The sequence below is a fragment of the Levilactobacillus muriae genome (assembly GCF_045862015.1).
Lineage (GTDB): Bacteria > Bacillota > Bacilli > Lactobacillales > Lactobacillaceae > Levilactobacillus > Levilactobacillus muriae.
Map to the genome: position 1 here is coordinate 150800 of NZ_BAAFRU010000007.1, position 26250 is coordinate 177049.

Annotated in this window: 17 protein-coding genes, 1 pseudogene and 1 CRISPR repeat array; of the genes and pseudogenes, 16 read left to right on the forward strand and 2 right to left on the reverse strand. The window is 46.2% G+C overall.

All coding sequences use genetic code 11. From position 1 onward, the window contains the following. Positions 1-630: 630 nt before the first annotated feature. The 9 genes and pseudogenes from cas3 (at position 631) to ACKTSF_RS06745 (ending at position 12704) form a co-directional block, all read left to right on the forward strand. On the forward strand, positions 631-3399 hold the full coding sequence (gene cas3, locus ACKTSF_RS06705) for a CRISPR-associated helicase Cas3' (RefSeq protein ID WP_407887797.1): 2769 nt from the start codon (positions 631-633) through the stop codon (positions 3397-3399). Beyond that, positions 3389-5098, forward strand: a complete 1710-nt coding sequence (locus ACKTSF_RS06710) for a type I-E CRISPR-associated protein Cse1/CasA (RefSeq protein ID WP_407887799.1) — start codon at positions 3389-3391, stop codon at positions 5096-5098. Before cas3 ends, ACKTSF_RS06710 begins: the two co-directional genes overlap by 11 nt. A 9-nt stretch (positions 5099-5107) precedes the next feature. Next, positions 5108-5719 (forward strand): type I-E CRISPR-associated protein Cse2/CasB, encoded by a 612-nt coding sequence (gene casB / locus ACKTSF_RS06715; protein ID WP_407887801.1) that lies wholly within the window; start codon positions 5108-5110, stop codon positions 5717-5719. After that, the gene (gene cas7e, locus ACKTSF_RS06720; protein WP_407887803.1) at positions 5719-6789 is read left to right on the forward strand and encodes a type I-E CRISPR-associated protein Cas7/Cse4/CasC; all 1071 of its coding nucleotides are present in this window, start codon (positions 5719-5721) and stop codon (positions 6787-6789) included. The genes casB and cas7e overlap by 1 nt, the downstream gene beginning before the upstream one ends. Beyond that, on the forward strand, positions 6770-7480 hold the full coding sequence (gene cas5e, locus ACKTSF_RS06725) for a type I-E CRISPR-associated protein Cas5/CasD (protein WP_407887805.1): 711 nt from the start codon (positions 6770-6772) through the stop codon (positions 7478-7480). The genes cas7e and cas5e overlap by 20 nt, the downstream gene beginning before the upstream one ends. A gap of 2 nt (positions 7481-7482) precedes the next feature. Continuing rightward, positions 7483-8160: a type I-E CRISPR-associated protein Cas6/Cse3/CasE gene (gene cas6e, locus ACKTSF_RS06730; protein WP_407887807.1), complete on the forward strand. Its 678-nt coding sequence runs from the start codon at positions 7483-7485 to the stop codon at positions 8158-8160. Positions 8161-8162: 2 nt separating this feature from the next. Beyond that, positions 8163-9119: a type I-E CRISPR-associated endonuclease Cas1e gene (cas1e, locus tag ACKTSF_RS06735; RefSeq protein WP_407887809.1), complete on the forward strand. Its 957-nt coding sequence runs from the start codon at positions 8163-8165 to the stop codon at positions 9117-9119. Then, a complete protein-coding gene (gene cas2e / locus ACKTSF_RS06740) occupies positions 9116-10000 on the forward strand; it encodes a type I-E CRISPR-associated endoribonuclease Cas2e (RefSeq protein ID WP_407887811.1) in 885 nt (294 codons plus the stop codon). The genes cas1e and cas2e overlap by 4 nt, the downstream gene beginning before the upstream one ends. Before the next feature lie 35 nt (positions 10001-10035). Then, positions 10036-11284: direct repeats of the CRISPR family, unit length 28 nt; unit sequence GTATTCCCCACAGGTGTGGGGGTGATCC. Positions 11285-11718: 434 nt separating this feature from the next. Continuing rightward, a pseudogene (locus tag ACKTSF_RS06745) lies at positions 11719-12704 on the forward strand (IS30 family transposase). A 75-nt stretch (positions 12705-12779) separates the two neighbouring features. Here ACKTSF_RS06745 and ACKTSF_RS06750 read toward each other — a convergent pair. Beyond that, positions 12780-13772 (reverse strand): hypothetical protein, encoded by a 993-nt coding sequence (locus ACKTSF_RS06750; protein WP_407887813.1) that lies wholly within the window; start codon positions 13770-13772, stop codon positions 12780-12782. 504 nt (positions 13773-14276) lie between these two features. Here ACKTSF_RS06750 and ACKTSF_RS06755 point away from each other — a divergent pair. The 6 genes from ACKTSF_RS06755 (at position 14277) to ACKTSF_RS06780 (ending at position 22912) form a co-directional block, all read left to right on the forward strand. Further along, complete coding sequence (locus tag ACKTSF_RS06755; protein WP_407887814.1) at positions 14277-14570, forward strand: LlsX family protein; 294 nt, start codon at positions 14277-14279, stop codon at positions 14568-14570. Positions 14571-14582: 12 nt separating this feature from the next. Beyond that, a complete protein-coding gene (locus ACKTSF_RS06760) occupies positions 14583-16577 on the forward strand; it encodes a KUP/HAK/KT family potassium transporter (protein WP_407887816.1) in 1995 nt (664 codons plus the stop codon). Between the two features lie 209 nt (positions 16578-16786). Beyond that, positions 16787-19960, forward strand: a complete 3174-nt coding sequence (locus tag ACKTSF_RS06765; RefSeq protein WP_407887818.1) for an ATP-binding protein — start codon at positions 16787-16789, stop codon at positions 19958-19960. A 4-nt stretch (positions 19961-19964) separates the two neighbouring features. Then, positions 19965-20759 carry a hypothetical protein gene (locus ACKTSF_RS06770; protein WP_407887820.1) on the forward strand — a complete coding sequence of 265 codons (795 nt, stop codon included), beginning with the start codon at positions 19965-19967 and terminating at the stop codon, positions 20757-20759. Between the two features lie 29 nt (positions 20760-20788). Next, the gene (locus tag ACKTSF_RS06775) at positions 20789-22090 is read left to right on the forward strand and encodes a hypothetical protein (RefSeq protein WP_407887822.1); all 1302 of its coding nucleotides are present in this window, start codon (positions 20789-20791) and stop codon (positions 22088-22090) included. Positions 22091-22093: 3 nt separating this feature from the next. After that, positions 22094-22912 carry an HNH endonuclease gene (locus ACKTSF_RS06780; protein ID WP_407887824.1) on the forward strand — a complete coding sequence of 273 codons (819 nt, stop codon included), beginning with the start codon at positions 22094-22096 and terminating at the stop codon, positions 22910-22912. Positions 22913-23144: 232 nt separating this feature from the next. On the opposite strand, the gene ACKTSF_RS06785 is transcribed toward ACKTSF_RS06780, so the two are convergent. Further along, on the reverse strand, positions 23145-24155 hold the full coding sequence (locus tag ACKTSF_RS06785) for a GW dipeptide domain-containing protein (RefSeq protein ID WP_407887826.1): 1011 nt from the start codon (positions 24153-24155) through the stop codon (positions 23145-23147). A gap of 311 nt (positions 24156-24466) precedes the next feature. Here ACKTSF_RS06785 and ACKTSF_RS06790 point away from each other — a divergent pair, with 311 nt between their 5' ends. Continuing rightward, the gene (locus ACKTSF_RS06790) at positions 24467-26071 is read left to right on the forward strand and encodes a cation:proton antiporter (protein ID WP_407887828.1); all 1605 of its coding nucleotides are present in this window, start codon (positions 24467-24469) and stop codon (positions 26069-26071) included. Positions 26072-26250 lie beyond the last annotated feature (179 nt).

Genomic DNA, 26250 nt, shown 5'->3' on the forward strand with positions numbered 1-26250 from the left:
TAGTTTACTTCGAAATTATTAGCTGACAATATTATTTCTTGTCTCGTTTACAGAATTGATACAATTCTTCCATTGTGAAACTGAAACTACTCAGTTATTCTTTAGAAATAGCCTCCACAAGATACAACTGCCCAGTGTCACCCAAATATATAACCAAACTTAACGATAATTTTACTGTGTACTTGCTGCAGTGAGATCAGTGCTTCTGTCATCCACCAGTTTGTCTGACAAAAAATGTTTAACGTTAAAACTATTTCAAATAAGTTCAAAAATATATAGACGTCACTTATCATGTTGATGTATTATTAAGTTATTCCTCACAGATGAAGCGAGTGAGGGTGATCCAATGATGAGTGAAGGGAATTTTGAATTCGATCAGTGTTCCCTACAATGTGTGGGGGTGATTTTTGTAAAAAACTGTATTGGAAGGAGAAGTCACCTCAGTTATGCTGACATAAGGCGTGCGACTTCGTTTTGTGTGACATCGTTGTCCCTGAAGCCCTGTAAAGAAAAAGTTTCCAAATGATATGATTCAACAAGCAAATGAATACGCTTACGGAAAGATTAAAGCTAAAATTACAATTGGGATCAATGAGCTGTTCTTGAAACTAATACAAGGGAGATATCACAATGGAACTTTCTAAGCAAGCCTCATCCTTATGGGCCAAGAAACGCTCAGAAGACGGGAAGCAGGAGTGGCTGCCTTTAATCGCTCATTTGGTGGACACACAAAATGTCATTAACTATCTCTACAACCAATGGTTAAGCCCAGGTCAGCGCACACTATTACAAGGAGCTTTGACGGAGACGGAGACCCAGCACCTAGTTAAATTCATCGGATTTGCTCATGATGAGGGTAAGGGAACTGCAGCGTTTCAGGCCAAAGAATCCTACAATCGTGATGCTAGTCTTGATGAGTATTTAAGCTCTCGGTTGGCTCGGTCGGGATTTAATGATTTTGAAAGCTTACATCTCGCATCAGCGCGAGAATCTCCTCACGCTTTAGCGGGTGAAGCGATTCTCGAAGGCTTCGGGGTTCCTGCTTCAATCGGCGCCATCATTGGGGGTCACCACGGTAAGCCTGCGGGAAAGATTCCGGTTGGTCAGATTGCAAATTATACAGCCAATTACTACCAAAGCGACAATCGACCTGAACTTCAGGCCCCGTGGAAACGGGTGCAAAGAGAACTTTTCAATTACGGTTTAGCGTCCGCCGGATATCAATCAGTTGAAGAAATTCCTGATGTCACCCAACCACAGGCTGTTATTTTGGAAGGCTTGTTGATTATGGCCGATTGGTTGGCGTCCAGTGAATATCTAGATCAAGAGCAACAGACGCCACTCTTTCCATTGCTTCCATTAGATCAATCCTGGGAAGATATTGAGCCATCTCACCGGTACCAACAGGCGATGCTTGCCTGGGACGCTGGCGGTGAGTGGAATCCGCAGCGGATAGACTTGACGGATCCCAAACAAGATCCCTACAAAAAGCGCTGGGGCTTCCAACCACGACCCGTTCAGGCGGCTATGACCCAGGCAATTGGGATGGCGACAGACCCGGGAATGGTGATTATCGAGGCGCCGATGGGATTAGGCAAGACCGAGATTGCTTTGCTGGCCACTGAACAATTGGCCTATATTACGGGCAGGGATGGGCTATTTATGGGACTCCCAACGCAGGCCACGACGAATGCAATGTTTGATCGAGTGGACGATTGGTTGGCCTTTCTAGCAAAGTCACAGGACGAGAATTTCCAAATCCGGCTAATGCACGGGAAGTCTCAGTTCAATAAACAATACCAGGCGTTACCGAATGCTGCAAATATTTATGATGATGATAAATCTGGTGAAGTGGTGGTCAATGGCTGGTTTTCAGGAAAAAAATCAATTCTGACAAAATTTACCGTGGGAACGATTGATAACTTCCTGCTTATGGGATTGAAGCAAAAGCATCTTTTCTTACGACACCTGGGTTTCAGTGGGAAGGTCGTGGTGATCGACGAGGTCCACGCCTATGATGCCTATATGAATCAGTATCTTTACAAGGCGATTGAGTGGTTGGGGGCCTACCACGTGCCCATCGTGATCTTGTCTGCGACCTTACCTAAGGACAAACGCCAAGAGCTATTGGTGGCCTACTTGAAAGGTAAATACGGCATGGCTTATCGACGCCAACTTGATGCACCCAAGGATTGGGAGAATACGCAAGCCTATCCTTTACTTAGTCTCCTTGACGGACTGCAACTTAAGCAAGTTACATCATTTCCAGGTCAAAGTGACCAACAGCCAACCAGGTTACGAGTCCAGCGGCTGAACATCGCCAATGATGAGCTTATCACGCACGTGCTTCACCAATTGGACGATGGTGGGGTTGCCGGAATTATTGTCAACACGGTTAAGCGTGCTCAAGCTTTAGCCGAGTTGGTTCCAGCAGATGTCGACTTAATGGTTTTGCATTCGGCCTTTCTTGCGACTGATCGAATGGCTCAAGAAACCAAGTTACAAGCGGCCATTGGCAAGCATGGTAAGCGACCGGACAAATTGATTGTCATTGGAACTCAGGTGCTGGAACAGTCGCTAGATATTGATTTTGATGTGTTATACACGGATATTGCCCCTATGGACCTGATCCTTCAGCGAGCCGGTCGGCTACATCGTCATCAAATTGACCGGCCAAAATCACTGCAAGCAGCGCAAGTCTTTGTTATGGGAATTACAGGGCCTAATGAGTATGAGGCGGGCTCTGAAAAAGTTTACGGAAAATACTTACTCATGAAGACGGACCACTTCTTGCCAGATGAAATGACCTTGCCGACTGATATTTCACCGTTAGTTCAGGAAGTCTATGATTCGAAGACGGATGAGAACGTTCCTGACATCACGACAGCTAAGTCCAAGTTTACCCAGGATTTGGCTTGTGAAGTAAAGAAAGCAGGCGTCTTTCAAATCGCTGATCCAAAGTTAAGACCCGGGAAAACGATTCACGACTGGTTGGGCCGTGACCTGGGTAACGTCGACCAGGACGAGCAGAAGGCGGGTGCCGCTGTTCGTGATATTCAGGAGACAGTAGAAGTTATCTTGGTTCAGCATACGGGTAACGGCAACTTTCTATTGGATGGCCGGCCTCTGAGTGCGGTTCAGCCAAAGGAGATTGCCCAGCAGATTATTCGTATCCCGGCAGCAATCACGCCGGCGTATGAAATCGACCAAGTTATTAGACAACTAGAGAAGCTAACAAGCCGTTACTTCTTGGATTGGCAAAATAACGTTTGGTTGAAGGGGGCACTAGCATTGCCATTGGATGAAAACAACGCAGTGAACTTCGCTGGGTGGCAGCTCACCTATGAGTCAAAGCTGGGTCTTAAATATGTAAAGGAAGGTGATAATGGTGGACAATGAAAGATTTAACTTGACGACAGATCCTTGGATTAAAGTGTTTGCGACTGAGACGAATCGGGAAGAAACAGTGTCTTTGATCGACTTATTTAAACATGCACCGCATTATCGGCAATTGGCTGGGGACATGCGCAGTCAGGATTTGGCAATACTACGACTACTGTTAGCCATTTTGACAACCGTCTATTCGCGTGTGGATACAACGGGAAAGCTGTATCCATGGTTGGCACCGAGCACCGAGTCCTCAGCACCATTAGAGATTGATCAAGACATCTATGACGAGGAGGGGCAGGATACCCTGTTCACGACTTGGCACCAGCTCTACCAGGCCAAAAATTTTTCACAGGTAGTGACTGATTACCTGACAGAGCATGCGCAAGACTTTGCGTTCTTTGGTGAACGGCCTTTCTATCAAGCAACGGCTGAGGACTACGATGCGTTGGTTCCTCAGAATAAGCGGGTTGCGGCTGGCAAAGGCCAGGTCTTGGTTAAGCAGATGAATCGACGCGTGTCGGAGAGTGGAAACTCGCCAGCCATCTTTGCCCCCAAGACGGGAGAGGCTAAGAATGAGGTTTCCTTGGCCGAATTAGTTCGTTGGGTGATTACCTACCAAAACTACACGGGAGTGACGGATAAAACCAAAGTGGTGACTGAGGAAAAATTTTCCAATTCGGCCGGCTGGATTTATCGTACTAATCCGGTTTTCGTTGAAGGAAGTACGCTCTTCGAAACGTTGCTGTTGAATCTGGTGTTGGTTGATAAGCGCCAAGAGGATGCTGCGTGCGCCCTGCAAAAGCCAGTTTGGGAGGCCAAATCGATTCGGGCGTACGTGGCTGAACGGTCAGCGCAGATCCTACCAGATAATTTGGCGGAATTATATACAGCTTGGTCCCGAATCTTACATATTGAGTGGCAGGATGGACGACCTCAGATTTTCAGTGCGGGGATCCCCATGTTTGGCTACGAAAATGCGTTGATTGAGCCGATGACGACCTGGCGCTTCGACAAAAAAACAAGTGAGTATCGGCCGGCAGTCAAAGGGCTGCGTTCGCTCGGCATCGCCATGTGGCGTAATTTCGGGCAGTACGTTAAGGTTCACAAGGAAGACGAGATGCATGAGCCAGGAATTGTGATTTGGTTACGAACACTGGAAGAAAATCAGTTAATTGCTGCCGACGCGCCGTTACTTTTGAATTCGATTGCGTTGATTAGTGATGGCAATGCCACGTCACAGTCTCCGGCGGTAGAAGTCGTGGATGATATGCGGCTCCAAGCAGATGTGCTATTTGATAAAAAACTTGCAGAGCGGTGGCCAGTGCGGATTGAAGACGCAATTGCAGTCACACAGACCATTGGCACTGACTTTTATCACTTTGCGAGTGACATTGGGACGATTCGTAACCTGGATGTTCGACCGTTTGCAAGCGGGATGAGCGCCCAGTTCTATGAACAATTGAATGCGCCCTTCAAGGCTTGGCTGGCAGAGCTAAGCAGTCAGGATGACCGGGACGCCAAAATTAACTTGTGGAAGGACGCATTACGAAAAATTGTTGTAAAGGCGGCGGATGAAGTGATGGCGTCTAGCTCACCGCGAGATATTAAAGGCATTGCCACAGAAAAGCACGGCCCCTTGAATATTTTCACGGCGAAGAACCACCTCATGTACAACGTCGGCAAACATCTTGAGCTAAAAAAGGAGTGATAAGGACTTATGTCAAATGAACTTAAAACCGCTACTGGTCGGATTATCCAAACGTTATACCGTGAGGGCCATCCTGATAAAGCCATCCTAGCAGGCCTAAGAAATGCTCCAACGATTACTAGCCAGCGCGCACAAGCAGTCTGGCCAATTTTGATGGCAAACTTAGACGAATATCAACTTTCTCAGAGGGAGGATGGCGTACCGACGTCGGAAGAAGTCGCTGTGTACACCGCAATCCGCTTCTACGCGATTTATCAGCAGGGAAACAACGAGTCGCCGGTCTATGCCCCGGCTTGGGGGAAGGATGCTGAAGGGGTGACCTTGTTTGGTGCCCTAGGGAATCTACGGGGAAATGACGACCTCCGTATTGCCACGGATCGGCGCGTTCAACCGCTGTTAGCGACGACAAACGTGACCGGCGTGATCAATGGACTCACCCATCTAGTCAGTATTTTGAAGGCCAACAGTGGGTTACAGAAGATTGATTTTGCCGCGTTAGCTCAGGATTTGTACTGGTTACAGGGCAGTTATGAACAGGCGAGCCGTATTCGGTTACGTTGGGGACAACAATATTTCTCAGTTAAGCAAGCAGATGCGCAAACAGAAGGAGAGAAAAACTAATGACTAATAACTTATACGTTGACTTAAGTGTGTTACAGACGGTTCCATCCTCAAATATCAACCGAGACGATACTGGTGCCCCTAAGACGGCGCTTTATGGTGGGGTTGCTCGGGCTCGAGTCTCTTCTCAAAGCTGGAAAAAGGCTGTCCGGGATGTGTTCAAGCAGGATAATATTTCGGCAGGAACAAGAACCAAAACGGCTGCAACCTTGTTGGCCAAGGAACTACAGGTGCGCGATTCTTCTTTAGATGACGACGCAGCAATGGCTAAAGCCAGTGATATTTTTGCAGCCGCAGGAATTAAGTTGAATAAAGATCACGAAACCGGGGCACTACTACTGGTCAGTCGCGGCCAAATCAGCAAGTTAGCCCAGTATGCTCTTGACAATGAAACGCTGGATAAAAAGGAAGTCAAGAAGGTTTTGAAAGGGGATCAATCCTTAGACCTTGCCCTGTTTGGTCGCATGGTCGCCGACAATCCCGAATTGAACGTGGACGCTTCAGCCCAAGTGGCTCACGCGGTCTCAACTCATGAAGTTGTGCCAGAGTATGATTACTTCACGGCACTGGACGATGAACAAAAGGACGATACCACTGGCGCAGCAATGCTTGGAACAATTGATTTTAACTCTGCCACGCTTTATCGATACGCTAATTTAAATATGAACGAGTTGGTACACAACTTAAATGGAACGGATGCCATTAAGGGCGCTGCTGATTTTATCAAGGACTTTTTACTCTCAATGCCCACCGGGAAGCAGAATACTTTTGCTAACAAGACGTTGCCTAACTATGTGATGGTCACGATTCGGACAGACACACCGGTTAACCTGGTCTCGGCTTTCGAAAATCCAGTTAATTCCGATGAGGGTTACGTTGCACCATCCATTAAACGACTCGAGGATGAATACGTGCGGACGCAGGAGTATGTCGATCAACCCATTATCACTCTCGTATTAGGTAAGGCAGATTCAACGATTGGTGATAACGTGGCTAATCTATCAGAACTCCTAGAAAAAGTTACGGAGGAGTTAGCAAAGGTGGTTCAGGATGAAAACACTGACGATTAAATTAACTGCCCCCCTGCAATCCTATGGAAATGAGGCGTCGTTTGCACGGCGGACAACCAATGATTATCCAACCAAAAGTGCGGTCATTGGGATGGTGGCAGCTGCTTTGGGGTATCGACGGACGGATCCCCGGATTTCGAACTTAAATGCGTTAGGTTTCGCTGTTAGGATTGATCAAGTTGGGCGAGGTCTAACGGATTTTCAAACGGTGGAGTGGAAACAAGGGACGCGTAAGATTACGTATCGGGACTATATTCAAGATGCTGTTTTTGTGGTCGCGTTGAGCAGTGCGGATGAGTCTTTGGTTGACGCCATTAAATTTGCACTTAAGCATCCTAAATTCCAATTATTCCTGGGTCGACGCTCTAATGCGCCCGCGGGTCCCCTGCAACTTCAAGAGTTTTCAGAGGAGACCCCCGTTGTGGTCCTCCAACAGTTGGTCTGGCAAGCGGCACCTTGGTACCAGCGTAGGCAGCATCCCCAAAAGCTGGACATTATTGCTGACGCTGATCTGATTGCTGGCAGTCGTGGTGCGTTAGTCAAGGACCGTGTGGAATCCTTTGATCAACGTCATCGGCGATACAGTTTTCGGGCAATTGCGACGACCGAGGTTGAGGTGGGTAACCTAAAAACACAGAGTAGTGACTTAGATACGCAGCATGATGCGATGGCTGCTCTCGGAAAGGAGTAAGTATGTACTTATCAAGAGTAGAAATTGACAGTAACAACCGTGCCAAGACGAGAGACTTAACGCATCTGGGCGCCTACCACAACTGGGTTGAACAGAGTTTCCCTGCAGAGATTGAAGCGGGACAGCGCAAGCGACATTTGTGGCGTATTGATCAGCTGGGTGGTAAGCGGTACCTACTCGTTTTGAGTGAGGAGCAGCCCGTTGCTGAGAAGCTGGCAACATATGGTGTGGTAGGAACTGTGATGACTAAGTCGTATGATCAGCTCTTAGCCGGTCTGCAAGACGGCCAGATGTTACGATTTCGATTGACAGCCAACCCCACGCACACGATTACCAAGCCAGGCGCGCGGCAGGGGCGTGTCATGCCACACATTACGATTGAACGGCAGCGACAATGGTTGGTTGACCGGGCAGAAAAGTCCGGCTTCCAACTGATTCAGCAGACGGTTGTTGAAGCGCCAACTGATGACCCAACTTGGGCTTTTGACATTGTCGGTCGAGAATGGCCGGTGCTGCACCGTAAGGGTGGCCGAAAGGGGACCGTGCGACTGAGTCGGGTCACCTTTGAAGGCCTACTACGAATTAGTGATGTGTCAGCTTTCAAGCAGACCTTAACGCAGGGAATTGGCCGCGAAAAGGCCTTTGGCATGGGATTGATGACGGTTATTCCGGAGGCGTAACAATGGCAAAAAAACAAGCTGGTGCCAAGAAGCCTGAACGCTATGAACTCGGCCGGGTACGTGATCGGATCACCTTCCTGTACCTGGAACATGCCAAGTTAAGTCGACAGGACAGTGCCATTCAAGTTCTAGACGAACAAGGGATTGTCTGCGTTCCCGCGGCCATGCTGAGTGTGCTCATGTTGGGTCCGGGCGTAGATGTCACCCACCGCGCAATGGAATTGATTGGTGAGGCAGGACTAGGTGTTGTGTGGGTCGGTGAACGCGGTGTGCGGCAGTATGCCTATGGTCGCGCATTGAATCACTCATCGACGCTCTTGGAGGCGCAAGCCAAGCTAGTTTCTAATAAGCGTTCACGATTAATGGTTGCCCGTAAAATGTATCAAATGCGGTTCCCACAAGACGACGTTTCTCAGCTCACTATGCAGCAATTGCGGGGAAAAGAGGGTGCGCGGGTGCGCCAGGTCTACCTGGACGAGTCACAACGGACCGGGGTTGCTTGGGAGCGACGGACGTATGATCCAGATGATTTTGAGGCGGGCTCACCCATTAACAAGGCATTAACGGCGGCCCACCAGGCGTTGTACGGGCTGAGTTACAGTGTGATTTCTGCTCTGGGTGCGTCTGCTGGGTTAGGATTTGTACATACCGGGCATGATTTATCGTTCGTTTATGATTTTGCAGACTTGTATAAGGCCGAATACTCCATTCCGGTGGCGTTTAGTGTGACTGAGAAGTATGCGGAAGATTCAGATATTGGTTCCGAGACGCGTCGAGCCATGCGTGATGCGTTCGTTGACGGCAAGCTGTTGATTCGGATGGTGAAGGACTTGAAGAGCCTTTTGGGAATGACGGATGATGCTGGTGAGGCCGATGTCGTGAGCCTTTGGGATGATCGGTTGGGCTTGCAAAAGTTTGGCGTTCAATACCATGAGCTACAAGAGGATGGCAGCCGATGATTGTCATTACACTAACGAAGGTCCCCCAATCCTTGAAAGGTGATTTGACCAAGTGGTATCAGGAAATTCAAACGGGTGTCTATGTTGGTAATGTGAGTGCGCGTGTTCGCGATGCCTTATGGGAGCGCATCATGGCGAATATCGGGCGTGGTGAGGCGACAATGGTCTATAACACCAGCAATGAAGTGGGCTATCAATTCAGAACAACGCGCAAAGATCGCCAGGTGATCGACTTCGATGGGATTCCGCTCATGATGCATTTGAAAGAGTCCGTGGGTCGTGTGCAACCTGGGTTCAGTGATGCCGCTAAGTTTCATCGAGCCAAAGTCATGACAGGAAAGTCAACGGGCCACCGCCATAGGTCGGCTCAGCTGACAGCAGTTAGTCTTGATTTGGAAACGACTGGATTGGATCCCGTCAAAGATGAAATCATCTCGATTGGTGCAGTGAAGCAAGGGCCTAATCAACAATTGCAAAAGTACGATCAATTGATTCAGATTAGGCAAACGATTCCACCCAAGATTGTGACCCTGACGAATATTACGGACGCGATGTTGGCTGAGCAAGGAGTTAGCCTGGCAGTTGGGTTACAGCAATTGCAAGATTTCATAGCAAAGGCGCCAATTGTCGGGTATAACTTGCACTTTGATGAGGCCTTTTTGACTAATGCCGCTAGAGAAGTTAATCAGAAAGATTTGGTGAATCGGATGATAGATCTGATGCCACTAGTTAAGAAATCAAATAAGTTTCTGGATAACTACCGATTGGAAACTGTTCTAGCTGAGTACGATGTAGAAAATCGGCACCCCCATCATTCATTATCAGATGCAGAAGCGACTTTTGAGTTGGCGAGCAAACTAAAGGAAAACGGCACTTTTTGAAAAATAGAATGCCGGTCTGACAGCGTTTGTTTAGTGTATTCCCCACAGGTGTGGGGGTGATCCCAAGACAACTGGTAACCCATATATCACCAAAGAGTATTCCCCACAGGTGTGGGGGTGATCCCTCACTTTGAAAGCCAGCCATGCTGTCTTTAGAGTATTCCCCACAGGTGTGGGGGTGATCCCTACAGCGTACGAAATTCCAAACAGTTATCCGGGTATTCCCCACAGGTGTGGGGGTGATCCTGCTTTCATCAAATGACTTCTATAGCAACGATAGTATTCCCCACAGGTGTGGGGGTGATCCCAATCGGCTCATGCACCTTTTTTACCGTAGCTGGGTATTCCCCACAGGTGTGGGGGTGATCCTTCCGTGATGACTGCCTATGAATTAGCAAAGAAGTATTCCCCACAGGTGTGGGGGTGATCCCGTTACCACTGGAATCTACTGCTACTGAGTACAGTATTCCCCACAGGTGTGGGGGTGATCCTATAATTATCAGTTCCTGTAAAATAACTCGATTGTATTCCCCACAGGTGTGGGGGTGATCCTAGAAATGTCACAAACAGTACCAGTGTACGTCAGTATTCCCCACAGGTGTGGGGGTGATCCCGTCATCGACACCACTGACAACGGTAGTTATACGTATTCCCCACAGGTGTGGGGGTGATCCTGTGATTGGCGCTTCAATCACATACTGAAAACTGTATTCCCCACAGGTGTGGGGGTGATCCCAGGGTGGGCTTACCATTGGCGATAGAATCTTGGTATTCCCCACAGGTGTGGGGGTGATCCTCGTCAGTGATCCGGGCACGATGGTGCGCAAGTGTATTCCCCACAGGTGTGGGGGTGATCCCAATTTGTTACGGATCGCGGCGCGCTTAGTCGGGTATTCCCCACAGGTGTGGGGGTGATCCCCGTGGTCCGGCCCAAGCTCCCCCGGTTCGTTGGTATTCCCCACAGGTGTGGGGGTGATCCCAGCCAGCTCAAATTCATCAACCGTCATGTCAGGTATTCCCCACAGGTGTGGGGGTGATCCTGATCGGTGTACTGCCACAGATCACTGGAGTACGTATTCCCCACAGGTGTGGGGGTGATCCCGTGATCTGGCAAATCAAGCGCTGTCCATTCTGGTATTCCCCACAGGTGTGGGGGTGATCCTGGGTAGTCTGGCATATCGCCTTTGACTGCCGCGTATTCCCCACAGGTGTGGGGGTGATCCCTTTCCACGTCGGCACGTGCCCCAGGTAGTGGGGTATTCCCCACAGGTGTGGGGGTGATCCTTTCGTTGTCACCGGGCGGCAGTACCGGATAAGGTATTCCCCACAGGTGTAGGGGAAACTATGGCTTGTGTGATGCTGGGTAGGGTAACTTTAAGCCTGTGAACCTGATCGCAAAATCAGGGAATTTGATGATCAACGGTAATGGTCTGACGGTCAACGTGGATACAATCGTTAATAACTGGGGTACGCGCATCAATAAACTTAATCGCGAATATCTAATGCTTATGATGAATGAACTCGAATCACAAATTGGCATCAGGTTCAGCCAGATCAGCGATAAGCAAAAAGTCAGTCAGCCGGATCTGGATCTAAATAATTTAGGACGAATTTACAATTGAAGTGCAACAGTAGTCAGAAAAATAAAAGAAGACTCATAGCCTGAGTCCTTGTAAAATGGAATCACCACAACACCACTTACAAGGAGAATTCAAGCTATGAGCCTATACAGACATCTTATCCTAAAAGAACGTGAAATCATACTCGTTGGACTGAATTTAAAACAGACCCTTCAAGAAATGGCGGCCTTAATTGGCTGTTCAAAAGCTACTGTTTCAAGGAAATCAGGCGCAATAGCAATTCGGCGGTTCAAGCGCAAGAAAACTACCAGAAGCGACGATTAAAGAGCCGTCGTTCAAGGATCTTAAGCAACTTGGACCTACAAGACTTTGTGGTTAAGAAACTCGTTAAACTTCATTGGTCACCTGAACAAATTTCAGGGCGATTGGCTCACGAAAATAGTCACTGGACGATTAGCTACAACACCATCTATCGTGGTATTGAACATGATAATCTTGGTGTTCCTTTAAAGAGTCGTAATGCTCGTGGAATCGCTCGGAAACTGCGTCATCGTGGCAAGACGCGTAAGACTAAGGGAACTGCCAATGAACGTCGAGGACGGTTTAACGATGCGCCTTCAATCCATGAACGACCAGTCTCAGCTGAGAATCGTAGCCGGTTTGGCCATTGGGAAGGAGATACTGTTCGTGGTAAAACTGGCCGATCGGCGTTGGTGACCATAGTCGATCGCAAGTCCAAGTTTCTTTTATGTCAACGTGTCCCTAAAGCCAATTCGCAATTCGTTTTTCAAGCTATTCTCAACCTTTTCACCGAAGTCACACCTAAGCGAGTTAAGACTTTTACACCGGACCGCGGAATTGAATTTGCGAAGTATCACGAGTTGATGAAAGAACTCAAAATCCCCGTATTCTTTCCAGATCCACATGCCCCTCAACGGCGAGGAACTAATGAAAACACCAACGGCTTGATTCGCAAGTACTTCCCCAAAGGAACAGACTTGGATGAGCTTAACGATATAGAAATCGCCCAGTTCGTTTAAGAACTAAATAACCGTCCACGCAAGGGTTTGAGCTGGAAGACACCAGCAGAAGTTTTCTTTGGCCAATCGTTGCACTTGATTTGACAATTCGTCATAAAAAAAGATAATCAAATTTGATTATCTTTTCATAATAAGTGTATTTAGAAAACAAAATCATTTTTAATAGAATTTTGCTTGGGCAGCTTTCTTATTAATTAATAAAATTTTAGAATTCCAATTATAAAGTGTGCTATCAGGACTAGCGTTCATACCTAACCAAATTCCATTAAAGGAAGCAATTAGGCCTTGATCCATACCACTAAAATACTTAAAACCAATATGTTTATCCGCAGCAGTTCCATGACCATTTAAACCATTACCTGAAATATAATAAGCAACCCAATGTCCAGAGTTATTTGTAAAACTTTCGGAATTGCTGTGCATACCTGGAATAACTTCCAGATACTTAGAAGGATGTTGTGTTTGTCCCATCATACGATGTCCATTACTTAGTGTGCCAACAATGGCTCCAGACCCAAGACTAGAAAACTTAGTGCCCTTAGCAGGTTTTAGATAGCCCTTAGAATCGGTAAGCGCCCCAGAACCTTTTTTACCAGGATTAATTAACCAATTATTAAGAGAGCTGGGCTTGCCATCGACAGATGTGCTTAGTTGCTTCAGCTTACTCTTACTAATCTTATTACTTGAGCTTACCGAAGAACTTGTTCCGGTGCTAGTTTTTGAGCTCGTAGCTACAGCACTTGTCTTCTTACTAGTTGCCTTAGCCTTAGGTGCCTTACCATTCTTCACATAACCATGCCAAATCCAGCCCTTAGTCTTACCATTGCTTGATTTAATATAGTTATAAACAGCAGTCTTCTTATTAGCTTTAACAACCTTAGCTTGCTTTGTGCGATAGAAGGTCGTGTGCTTATAATTCTTAGCCTTATGCGTAACCTTAGTTAACTTAGCAGATGAATACATAGACCCCTTGCTGACATGTACCGCCTTCTTAGCCAATTTCTTATATGACTTAGGAATTGCAGTGCCACCAACAGTCTTAGCATTAGCTTGATCAACCCAGAAACCTAATTGCGTAATTGCAGCGCCTGAGACCATACCAACAGCCGCTAAAAGGGTAACGGTGGCGATAAGTTTAACTAGCTTTTTCATAATCTTCTCCTCAATAACAAGTTTATGTAAAAATAAGTGGATCCATAAATCTTATTATATGGCCGCTTCAGCGCCGATTCAATAGTCAATGGGTTTTATTTTTCAAAGCATCAAAAAAGTTGCGTATTCCCCACGGATGTAGGGGAGGCTCGCAAAGCCTCTCTAAGCCAATAAATTCGAGATAACTGTCAACCGAGAGAAAACGGCAGTCGATTCTCCCTGCCATCTAAAGTTTCGAGGGATTTCTTGAGGGCGTCGACCACAGAATGACAATCGGCAGCCGCCATTATTAGTGACCTCTTGCACGATTCTTTCGCAATCATCTGCCAATGTCATTTTTGACGCTTGTGTGGCACGGCCGCCCCGATAGAATGAAATTCGATTCAATCCCCAATTAGTTTAGCCACAGGCCGATTCGGTCACTGACCTCCGTAAGCCAGTGCGACGAGTTGGCATTGGGGAGGCATCCCGCTATGATGAATACCAGAGTAAGGGGGGATTCTCATGCGCAAGACGGTACTACGGCTCAGTTTGGAAATCGTGGGTGGGATGATCGTGTCGGCAGGGTTGCTGTCGCTGATTATCTCCGGTTCCTACGCCTACGTTCACGCGTCGGGGGTGGCACACTACAATCTCAACCTATTGGGACTGTCGTTTTTTCGGATTAATCACGTGGCGGGTCACTTCAGCGGGCAGACCAATTCGTTGGGCATGGGTTACGTTTGGCTGGCGGGCACGGCATTGATTCTAGTTCTGGGAGAACTGCGTCACCGAGTCTTCACACACCGGTGGTTGTAGGGGGCGATATTTATGCGAGTAACGACGCAGAAACTCACTGGGGTGGGGATGTTGATTACGCTGGGCATTGTTTACGGCGATATCGGCACCTCACCTCTTTATGTCATGAATGCCATCGTTGATCAGGCGGGTCGCGGGGCGATTGCGACGGTAACGCCAGTCATGTTGGGGAGTATCTCCTTAATTTTTTGGACGCTAATGTTGATTACCACGGTGAAATATATTTTGCTGGCAATGCGGGCTGACAACCGGCACGAGGGCGGTATCTTTGCGCTGTACGCCCTGGTCCGAAATCACGCGAAATGGTTGATCTTTCCAGCACTGATTGGGGGAGCGGCATTGCTCGCCGATGGAACGTTAACGCCAGCAGTAACGGTGACCTCAGCAATTGAAGGATTAAAGGGCCAGACCTTTGGTGCGGTACATTTTAGTAGTGCCCAGGGATGGGTGCTACTAGTGGTGACGGGCATTCTGGTTGGCCTATTTCTCGCGCAACGACTGGGTACCCAGCTGATTGGTTGGTCGTTTGGTCCGTTGATGCTCGTGTGGTTTAGCTTCATTGGCCTAGTGGGCCTGCACAATCTCCTCAGTGATCCGGGAATCTTGCGCGCACTCTCTCCAACTTATGCGTTGCGCTTTCTGGTCAGTCCCGACAATCGCCAAGGCATCTTTATTCTGGGGAGCGTATTTCTGGCAACCACCGGGGCGGAGGCACTGTACTCGGATATGGGGCAAGTCGGTAAACGCAATATTTATGGGACCTGGCCATTCGTCTACCTGATGCTTATGTTGAGCTATCTGGGGCAAGGGGCGTGGGTGATCCACCACGCGAGTCAGCTGGGAGCAGTTCACCCGGTCAATCCCTTTTACGCGATGGTTCCGGGCGGCTGGCAGATATTTGCCATTGGCATTGCAACTGTGGCGGCGGTTATTGCTTCGCAGGCGTTGATTACCGGTTCCTACACGTTGGTTCATGAAGCCATCGGACTGAAACTGTTGCCGCGGCTACGGATTAAATTTCCTGGGAGTGAAAAGAGCCAGTTGTATATTTCGACAGTTAATTGGCTATTATGTGTCGTGACACTGAGTATCGTGTGGTTCTTCCGGACCTCCAGTCACATGGAGGCCGCTTATGGATTAGCTATCACAATTACCATGTTGATGACAACATTGCTACTGCATGCTTTTTTGCGGCAGGAAGGTCATCGTGTGCTGGCCCAAGTGTACGTGGTCATATTTGGTTTGCTAGAAGGCTTATTTTTACTAGCCAGTTTGGCAAAATTCGTTCACGGGGGGTACGTGACCCTCTGTATTACCGTCATTATTTTAACGATCATGGTCTTCTGGTACTACGGTAATCGTTGTCGAAGTGCACATGTCGAGGATGCCGAGTATGTATCATTGTTGGATTTCTTACCACAACTGGCGGCATTGAGTCAGGATGAGCAGGTGCCATCGTTCGCCACAAATTTGGTGTATGTCGGACACGTGGCGCCTAATTACGAGATCAAGCGGGCAGTGGTGTACTCCATTCTTGACCAGCAGCCTAAGCGTGCAGCAGTGTATTGGTTTGTGACGGTCAATGAGGCGGATACCCCTTATGAATGTAGTTATACTGTGGAGACGCTGGGAACTCAGAACGTGATGGATGTGCAGCTCTATTTGGGATTCAAAAAGCCCCAGCGGGTCAACGTGTACTTACGCCAGATTGTGAATGACTTGTTGAAGGCCGGAATCTTGCCGGACCAGACGCCACGCTATTCCAGTGTAGCGGGTCGTCGGGTCGGTAACTTTAAATTTGTGATGCTCAACCAACAGTTCCAAGATTTGGGGACGGAAGATGATTTACCCGCGTTCGATCGACTGCTGATTGGTGGTCGATTGCTCCTTCAACGCGTGAGCTTATCACCTCAGCGCTGGTATGGTTTGGAATTTAGTGACGTTGTGGAGGAGCGGGTGCCATTGTTTATTGGGCATGCGCCGGACCGGACGTTGCGGCGGAAGTAGCGTGGATGGTAGTACTTCTTCGAAAGTGCTACTATTTTTTTGCGGTTTTATCAAAACATTGTGAAATCATTTGATATAATGGTAACGATTACATGTGTTTGTGAGGATAAGTTGGAATTCGCTAAATGAAATACTTTTATTAATGCTGTACTTGAATTTTGAAAATAAAACTAATATTGTACTGACAAATAACTGTGAGGCGACCAATTGTGGGTGAGGAGCAATCGTTATTGGTAAAAACTAGACAGCAGCAACAAATGGGACTAGAACTTTCGACACATCTGGTTAAACAGGTTGTCGAAAAGAACTATTTGACAACATTGCGTAAATTGACACCCATCTCCTTCGAGAAGAGCGACTATGCCGGGGTGTTGATGAATGTTCGGATGTATAAAATCGAAGAGATTGTTTATACAGCAAATGAAAATATTTCTCAAAAGCTAACAAGTGTTTTTAATGCATTAGCGGTACATAAAAGCAGTGTGTTTCTACTCATTGATGCAGAGACAGATCACGTCAACTTATATCTGGGAGTACGGCAGGTGGATCAACAGAATTCAGTTGTCACAACAGCAGAAGCTCTCAGAAAAGCCATTCACGGACAGTTTCCTGGAACAAAGTTAACAAATGTTATTAATCCTAAAATTCGAGAGATTCAAAACAGACTTGCGCAATACCAGTCGATTGCTATAGCATCTGGAATTCCAGAGTTAAAGAACAAAGCGGTTAGCGAGAATGAACAATTTGTTCAAGGCATAGAAAAGTTTATCAACACCATGCAAGGGGAACTGTACCAATGTGTTATTCTTGCCGAAAATTTAACCAAGGATGAAGTTGTCGAGACGCGAACGCAATATGAAAATGTATATTCTCGGCTCTCTGCAGTGAAAAAATTAACAGTAAATATTGGAGATGGTCGATCAACCGGAATTTCGTCAGGAACCACGACTGGAACGAGTGAAGGTCTTTCTGACTCAACTAGTCAGTCTTATTCACTTAGCGAATCAGCAGGTATAACAGCATCTAAGTCATTGTCTAGGCCAACGGATGAAGCTGTGAAGGCCGCTAAGAAGGTTGCTGCGGTGAAGGTTGTTAGTCAGGCTTTAGATGCGACTGTATCGATGGTTACCGATGTAAATGCTCCAGTGTTTCAAATGGCTACCAATATTCTTTCTTCTAGTGATGACATGAAAAGTCGGGAAACACAGTCAGAATCGCAAGGAACCAGCCAGTCGCAGTCAACGAGCAAGAGCGATAGTCATTCAACGGGGACCACACATGCGACGTCTACCAGTGATTCCAAGACGCGGTCAATCAATCAAAGTACGAATCGTTCAACGACCCAAGAATTTGAAAACAAAACAATTACAAACATGTTGAAGCGGCTAGATCAACAATTTGAGAGAATCGATGATTTTTCCGATACCAGTGCTTGGAAAACAGCGGCTTATTTTCTTTCAGATCAGCCGGATGCTGCCGAAATTGCTGGGGCGACCTACCAGTCAATCATGAGTGGCGAGAATACAGGAATTCAAGTCTCAGCGGTTAACGTTTGGCATGCTGATGCAAATGTTGATTCAGATGCAAGTTTGATGGAAAAACGAGTGAAAGACTATGTCGTGAATTTCCTGCATCCAGAATTTATTTTCAATGATATTACAAATATGCCGATGGTGGTTGATCCAACGTCAACTATTAGTAGTGAGGAGCTTGGTTTGGCTTTATCGCTACCACGTCAGTCGATTAGTGGTGTGCCGGTTATTGAGCAAGTTAGGTTTGCAAAGAGTATTGCGACTTATCAGAAGAAAAATAAGGATCAGCAAATTCAGTTGGGTAAAATTGCTCCCGGGCGTCCTGAAAATCCGAGAGATTTTGAACCCAATGTCTCGATAGACATTCCTAGCTTATCAAGTCATGTTTTTATTACGGGATCGACTGGAACTGGGAAGTCTAACACGGTGTATGCTGTTTTGGGTCAGTTGTTAGAAAAGCACATAAAGTTTTGTGTTATTGAACCTGCCAAGGGTGAGTATAAAAATGTATTTGGTAACCGTGATGATGTCAACGTTTATGGAACTAATCCGAAATATACGCCGTTACTGAGAATTAACCCCTTTGCTTTTCCTAAAGGCGTCCACGTGTTTGAACATATTGATCGGCTTATTGAAATCTTTAATGTGAGCTGGCCCATGTATGCGGCTATGCCAGCTATACTGAAGGATGCCGTTATTATGGCATATGAGCATGCTGGTTGGGACTTGAAAACATCCGTAAATCCATATGGAAACAACCTTTTCCCGGACTTTTCTGACTTAATTAGTTGTTTGAAGGAGACCATTGCGGCTTCAGATTACTCTGCCGAGAACAAAGGAAATTATACCGGATCATTGGTCACACGGGTAAGATCACTGACAAATGGATTGAATGGCATGATTCTAACTGGTCATGAAATACCGCTTGAGCAGTTATTTGATGAAAATACAATTATTGATTTAAGCCGTGTCGGGTCTACTGAAACTAAGTCATTGCTTATGGGAATTCTAATTATGCGATTGAATGAGTATCGTATGGATACGGCCGATGGTATGAACAGCCCGTTAAAGCATGTTACTGTCTTGGAAGAAGCTCATAATATTCTAGGCTCAGCGAGTGATTCAGGTCCAGAAGGTGCGGGTATGCAACAAAAGTCAGTTCAGTTGTTAACGAGTGCCATTGCGGAGATGCGAACGTTTGGTGAAGGATTTATGATTGTCGATCAGTCACCAAGTTCGGTGGACATTGCAGCAATTAAGAATACGAACACTAAAATTATTATGCGAATGCCCGAAGAAAATGATCGTAATTTAGTTGGGAAGGCAGCTGCACTTTCTGATGAGCAGTTAGCAGAGTTGGCACTTCTACATAAGGGTGAGGCAGTTGTTTATCAAAACGATTGGCTGGAACCAGCCTTAGTAAATATTCGGAGTGCTCGGGAATTAATTGATGTCGATGGCACTTACCAGTACAAACAAGTGACTGACGTGAAATCGCCAGAGATTTCCACGGCAGAGGTCGCGGAAGTTGGGAAAATAATGGTCTATCGTTTGGTCAGGGATCCGTTGCCATATAGTCAGGAGATTTTACAAAGCTTAATGGAAAATGATTACTTGACGGCTTCGGAAAAGGTTTACTTGAGTAAATTGCATCTGGCTAACCAAGAAAAACTGCCAGACGTTGATATTAGACTAGACTTTCTGGCGAAGATTATAGGTATTGAAGATTTAAGTAGCTGTCGTGGAAAGGTTAAGCAACTCTATCGCTCGGTATATTCGAAATGTCGAAATCGGCGGCTTACCAGTCAATTGTTAGCGTTGATTGATCGCTATTTGGAGAACGGGAAGTGATGATGTGTCATTAAGTGATGAGATTAAAAAGAGTCAGCAGGAATATGAAAAGATTCAGAAAATTTATCTGAGTGCGCAGAAGGACCTATTAGGTGATGCACAAGAATTTTCCGAGCTTAAAAAGCAAGCGGTTGAAGAGCTTGAACTGATTGAACGTAGACAACCAGTTGTGACAACAGCAATAGATGTTCTGAACTGGGAAGTGTTTGAAACTAATGTGCAACGCTTTAAAGTGACGGTTAGTGAGCTCCAAAAGCAAATGCAAGATTCCTTGAATGCACAAGAATCAACTGGAAAACGTTCTGGTATCTTTGGCGGGTTGGTCGCTAGTGGCCTGGTTTCAGGCGCTGGAATGGCTGCTCCAACAGCCGCGATGGCACTTGCATCGACCTTTGGAGTAGCATCGACAGGAACAGCGATTGCGTCGTTATCGGGTGCGGCGGCCACGAACGCAGCTTTGGCGTTGATTGGTGGTGGGAGCATGGCAGCAGGAACGACCTTCTTGGGTTTGCTTGGACCGATTGGGTGGGGGCTGGGTGGTGTTATTACACTGCTGACCTTAAGTAATGCGCGTAATAAGAAAGAAAAAAATTTGAAGGCTATTCAGGAAGCAACAGTGAAAATGAAACAAACGGTCTCAACAACGCAAGCTACCCGCAAAGTTATCAAACAAGTGCAATATTTGATTGCGCGGAGTATTGAAAAGTTGCAGAGTCTGTTAGACGGTAATGCAAGTCTCGTGATTAGTGAGTCGTTAAAGTTATCAGAACTATTGAACACGCCGGTAACGAAAGATTAGAAGACTGAATAGGAGGGGGGATAAATACTGTGAGAATTGAAATTTATGAAAACAAAAATCGACTGACGTATAAGGTTAATAGTCACGAACTACCTATGAATTCAGCCATTCGTGAGTATAAGCATCCATCGGATATTGGTGTAGAGGGGTGGCGTGATTTAATCAATGAATCGAATGGGGATGTTCTAGAAGTCACCTATATTGGTACAAGTGCGGGGTATAAGCTGGCGATTGCACAGGCACCTCAGACTTCGAGAACATTTTCGTTAAAATTTATTGATGCTTTTGATCAGCAGGTCATAGAATTTCAAAGAAATTTTGAGAAATGGGTCGCTGATTTAAAAAGTTCGAAGGCTTATGAATTTGCTGGTAGCCAATCCATTGATCCTATAGACTTCAGTGCATTACAAAAATACTCGGCCATTGAACTTGGGAACCAGCTCAATAAAATTGGCACTCAATTACTTAGCAGATTATTCCCTGAGAAGATGGACAATGTCGCCGAAGTATTATCCAGCCACAAGAAAAATGAGCAAGAGCTGAGTGCTAAGAAAGTGAAGCTTGAGCAGGCACTACAGGAAATTGAAGATGAGTCGAAAAAGGGTCACAGATTAAAGCCGGACAACACTATGATTCAAAATATTGAGAACCAATTTGTGGAAGAGCTTGTTGTAACAGTTACAGATATTGAGCGGAAAATGGGAATTTTTAGAACGCTCATCAGTGAGGTTGATGAACGCCAAGGCCATAATGAAATTGTTACGGATACTGAATATGATAAGATCATTCGTCAAATAATTTTAGATCTAAAAAATAGTCTTGAAGATTTTTGGACAGCAATTAGTGAAATAAGTTCAGATGTTGAGAACGGACCGTTCCCAGAAAAGTCGGTAGAAAAAATTCTAAATAATGTTAGCACGGGTAAGGCGAAAGTGATGGCCATTGCTTTGCAAACTGAGCCGGTTAAAGATGGCTTTTTTGCTGAAGAGATGACTAAAAATTTGAAGCATGCGAGTCAACTGATTGAAAATGGAACTTTAGAGAATCAGATTGTGGAGATATTAGTTGGAAATACAGTAAGGCTCGTAGTATACCTAGCGCAAGTGACGTTTTGCCAAGTGATTGTCAATGTTGAAAACATTCAAAAAAACCAGGTACAGTTAGCAGAACAGAAACGACATCAAGAAGTATTAAAGGAACGAGAGACAATAGATCAGCAATTGGTCGTTTTAAAACGGCAGCTTACTCATGAAGAAAACTTTACTGAATGGTTATCTTCAATTTTAGAGTTGAAACGTTCGATGCCTGTCATGTCAGACTTAGGGGAATAAAAAATGAAAACTAATTTTGACGGTGTTAATGAGAATAATGAACTGAAGGAAGTACCAGAAACAAAAAAGGCTGAGACTGAGAAAAATTTGGACGTATCCGAGAAACTGGATGAATCAAAGTTCGATGAGACTGAGTCTGCTGACGTTGAAGAGGGCTTGCTTGAAGGCGATGACTATCTAGATGTTGAGGGCTCAGAGTATGATTGGGATGTTGATGACCTGACAATAGATGATTTGGAGAATATTGAGGATGAGGTTAAGGACAAGCCATGGCAGGAAATTCCATTGCCAAATTTCGTATACAAAGCAAAATTAGAAGTTCAGCGTCTTCAATCGGTTAAGTTTTTAAAGCAGGAACAACAACTTGGAGATGGAACATATAAAGGAACGCCGTCGCAGAATTCATCAGCCGGACATTGGTCAGGCAGTAGAGGTGATAGCACCTTTGTACTGAACCCAGAGTATATCCCACAGAACACTAAAATGAATCCAGAACATAAATCCTACCAAGAATTAGGTGTTTCGGAAATTAAATACAAAAAAGGTGAGCCGATTTTTAAGGAAGTTGCAAAGGATTCTGAAAAGATTGAGATGTCTATGGATCGTAGTGATAATTTCCGTCAGGCGGATCAGCTGTTAGCTGATAAGTGGGGATGGACTATCCAAGAGGTTAAGGAATACCGAGAAGATAATCATTTGACGTGGCACGAACGCCAGGACATGAAGACGATTGACCTAGTTCCTTCTGCGATTAATGGTAGTCTTTCTCATGCAGGTGGCGTGGCGTTTATCAAACGAGATAACGAATCACTCATTGATTAAAATTAAAAAGTTCATAGTTATTTTACGTATCAAGATTGTCCGCAATGAGAGTATCAAACTCAAATTTAAGGATACCCTCAGTAGGCTCATCACACATTTTTTTGAAAGAATGGTGAGCAGTCAGTTGCAGTTAAATCGTAGATAAATCAAATAGGCAGCACAACAACTAATTATTCAGTTGTTGTGCTGCCTGTTCTTAATAGTGAGAATTTGGATATTGCCGGTGGTATCTTTAAACGACACCCACCCCAACGATCTTAACGGACACGGCTCCCCGATTAGTTACCGTTATTTCATAGGTAACACCTCCGCGCTCATCGGTCGCCTCAGCCTGGAAGGCTATAGCTGTTGCGGCCGTCTTAAAGTGTTTAATTTTCACAGTGTGGCCATTTGCCAGACGTTGGGTCCGCGTCGTGACGTGTCCATCTTGCCAGTCAAAGATAGTGGTTTCACTATTTTGGTCGGCCAAGACGACGCGTTGAGTCCGGTTATCTCGTGTGATCACGCCGACCTTAACATGGCGTCCTTTATCAATGGTGGTTACTTTAGTCGTCGCATTAGCCGCGTTAAAATTACGGGTCAATTCACGGTGTAGGACATCTGAGAAGACGCCCTTGACGACAGCGTCGGTTGGTAACCAGCCAATCTCCTCGCCCTTAGCCGTTTCGAAGTAGAGATAGTGACGGTGACGGACGGTGGTTAGCGACTGAACAGCGTAGAGGGTGCGGTAGGCATAGCTGCGGCCATAGTTGATCGCACTGCTAAGTCCCAAAGTGCCCGCGGGCATGTCCCAAAAGTCATTAGCAATTGTCGGCATCCAATACGCCGTTCGTTTCATAGCAGGCATCCTTAAAATCTGCCGATGCATCCTAAGCCGACTGAAAGGAACATAGCCGCCATCTAACGGACCCGGGGTGTAGAAGGTAGCAAAGGTACTCCCATGCTGCAAGTAGGAGTGACGATCTGGCGTAATCTTCACATATCGCTTGCCACGCACCCGGACAACTTTTAAGACAGTCCACTTGCGCTTTGTACTGCGATTGTGACCCAGGTATTTACTTTGGGGATGTTTGGCACGGGGATAGCTATAAACCTTGGTATTCTTCGCCTTGAAGGTCGCAATTCGTTGTATTGGATAGGTGGGCAGAGTGACGGTGCGCTTAGCAGCTTGAGCAGAGAGGCCCGGACTTCCCCAAACGCAAACGCTTAGTCCGATTAGCAAGGTTAACTTAAATCGTCGCATGATGTATCGTCTCCTGAATTTTATTCGTGCTTGTTATTTAACTGACAAATCATTTATTATATTAAGTATACTGCTATCTTTGTCACATGCCTAATGGCGGTGACCTCGGGAGGCAAAGGTGTCCAGACTTTGACCACATCTGTCGAATTGGGTGGCCATTTTTAGAAACTATAATTTTTGATTTACAAGTTCGCGTAAATGCATAATAATTAGGATAAGTTAGTTTACTAAAGGTTGGAAGCCAAAATGTTTGCGTTAATCTTGCGACAGTTGAAATTATCACGACTAAATTAGTAAAATGGGGTGTTCAGATGGGGTTACTGATATCAACAGCGGTATTAATGGTCGCAGCGATGCTAAGCATTGTGGTCAATCGGCGGTGGTTACCACGGTTGTCCGTGAATTATGTGAGTATGCTGATTGGGGCCGTGATTGCGGTCGTACCAATCGTGAATGGGTTAGTCGAAAAATTCAATTCAGATATCTTTATTGGGTTAATCGTTGCCCCTTTGCTCTACTTTGAAGGACAAAACACACGGTTGAACCTCGTAGGTCGGCACGTCGGCGAAATTATTAGCTTGACGGTGGGGATGGTCACCTTGTGTGCGGTTGCCGCTGGCCTTAGCAGTAGCTTATTAACGGGTGTGGGTTTACCATTGGCCTTTATCCTAGCGGCAATTAGTACACCAACCGATGCGACGGCTACTGAATCGGTGACGATGGGGCGAGTCTTACCGCGTCGTGAGCAAGTCAGTTTAAAGTTAGAGTCATTATTTAATGACGCGTCAGGAATTATTTTGCTGAATATGGCTATCCTGTGGTACGTCAATGGCTACGTCAACTATTCCCAGACCTTATGGGATTTCGTCTACTCAGCGGGCGGGGGAATTTTATTTGGGGCCGTCGTGAGTACCCTGATTCTCTACATTCGGCAATTGATGTTGCGATCCAAACTGAACTTTATCAACAATACTTATAACAACGGGACACCGCTAAAAGTGATTTACTTAATGACGCCATTCGTGCTGTACTTTGGTGCTGAGGCCGTCGGGGTGTCGGGGATTATCGCGGTGGTCGTTGCGGGCTTGATTCACAACGCCGAGGGTGAACGAAGTGCGCTAGCGAACCCCCAATTGGCGAGTGATATCCATCAGCTGAATGGCCTTCTGGGTGATGTTTTAAACAGTATTGTCTTTCTAGTGTTGGGAATTGTGTTGGTACGGACGACCTTAGATAAATCGGTAACTTACGCGAATTCTTGGCTGTGGGTCGTGATTGGTCTCGTGCTGTATGTGGCCAACCTCTTGATTCGATACGGCTATGTGCGACTGCTCCATCGGGTCCCCAACCGAGAAGCTTGGATCTTTGCATTAGGTGGGATTCACGGTGCCGTGACCTTTGCCCTGGCCTTCACAGTGGCAGAGACACAGGTGAAGACAGCTGATTTCAATTTGGTGCTCATGTCAGAAAGCTTGTTAATTATCCTAAGTATGCTGGTTCCGACGGTTATTTTTCGTTGGCTACTCCCCAAGATCCACGTGGATGCCGATATGGCGGCCCGGATGGCGCACATTCGTGAGCAGATGATTGAAGCGGGTATCCAAACGTTGTGGGATCTTTCCATTTCACAAGAGTTTAAAGAAGCGGTCACTTTTGATTTGCGGTCGCAGAATGGTCATACAAGTCTCCGGCAATTCAGCAGTGAGTGGCGGAGAATGGTTCGGCACGCCGAGTACACGCCGGAGCAGATGCGAGAATTGATGACGATCTATCGGCAAGTCTTTCAGACTGAGCGGATCTATCTGTTACGTCGGTATGAAACGAAGCATGAGATCAGTGAGGATCTATTTAACAATCTGTATCGCGAGATTACCATGGCTGAAATGGTCATCTTGGAACATGGTGTGGGTGAGTAGTTGTGTGAAAAATGTCGCAACTGTGGCGGCATGGATAAGCAAGGGTATCAAAAAACATACTAAGATTAGCTCTGTAAAACCGAATTCGGTTTTACAGAGCTTTTTGAATTACAGTAGGTATATGGAGCTAAAGATCGCACAAAGACCCTTGGACCTCGAGTCCGCTTATACAAACTGAT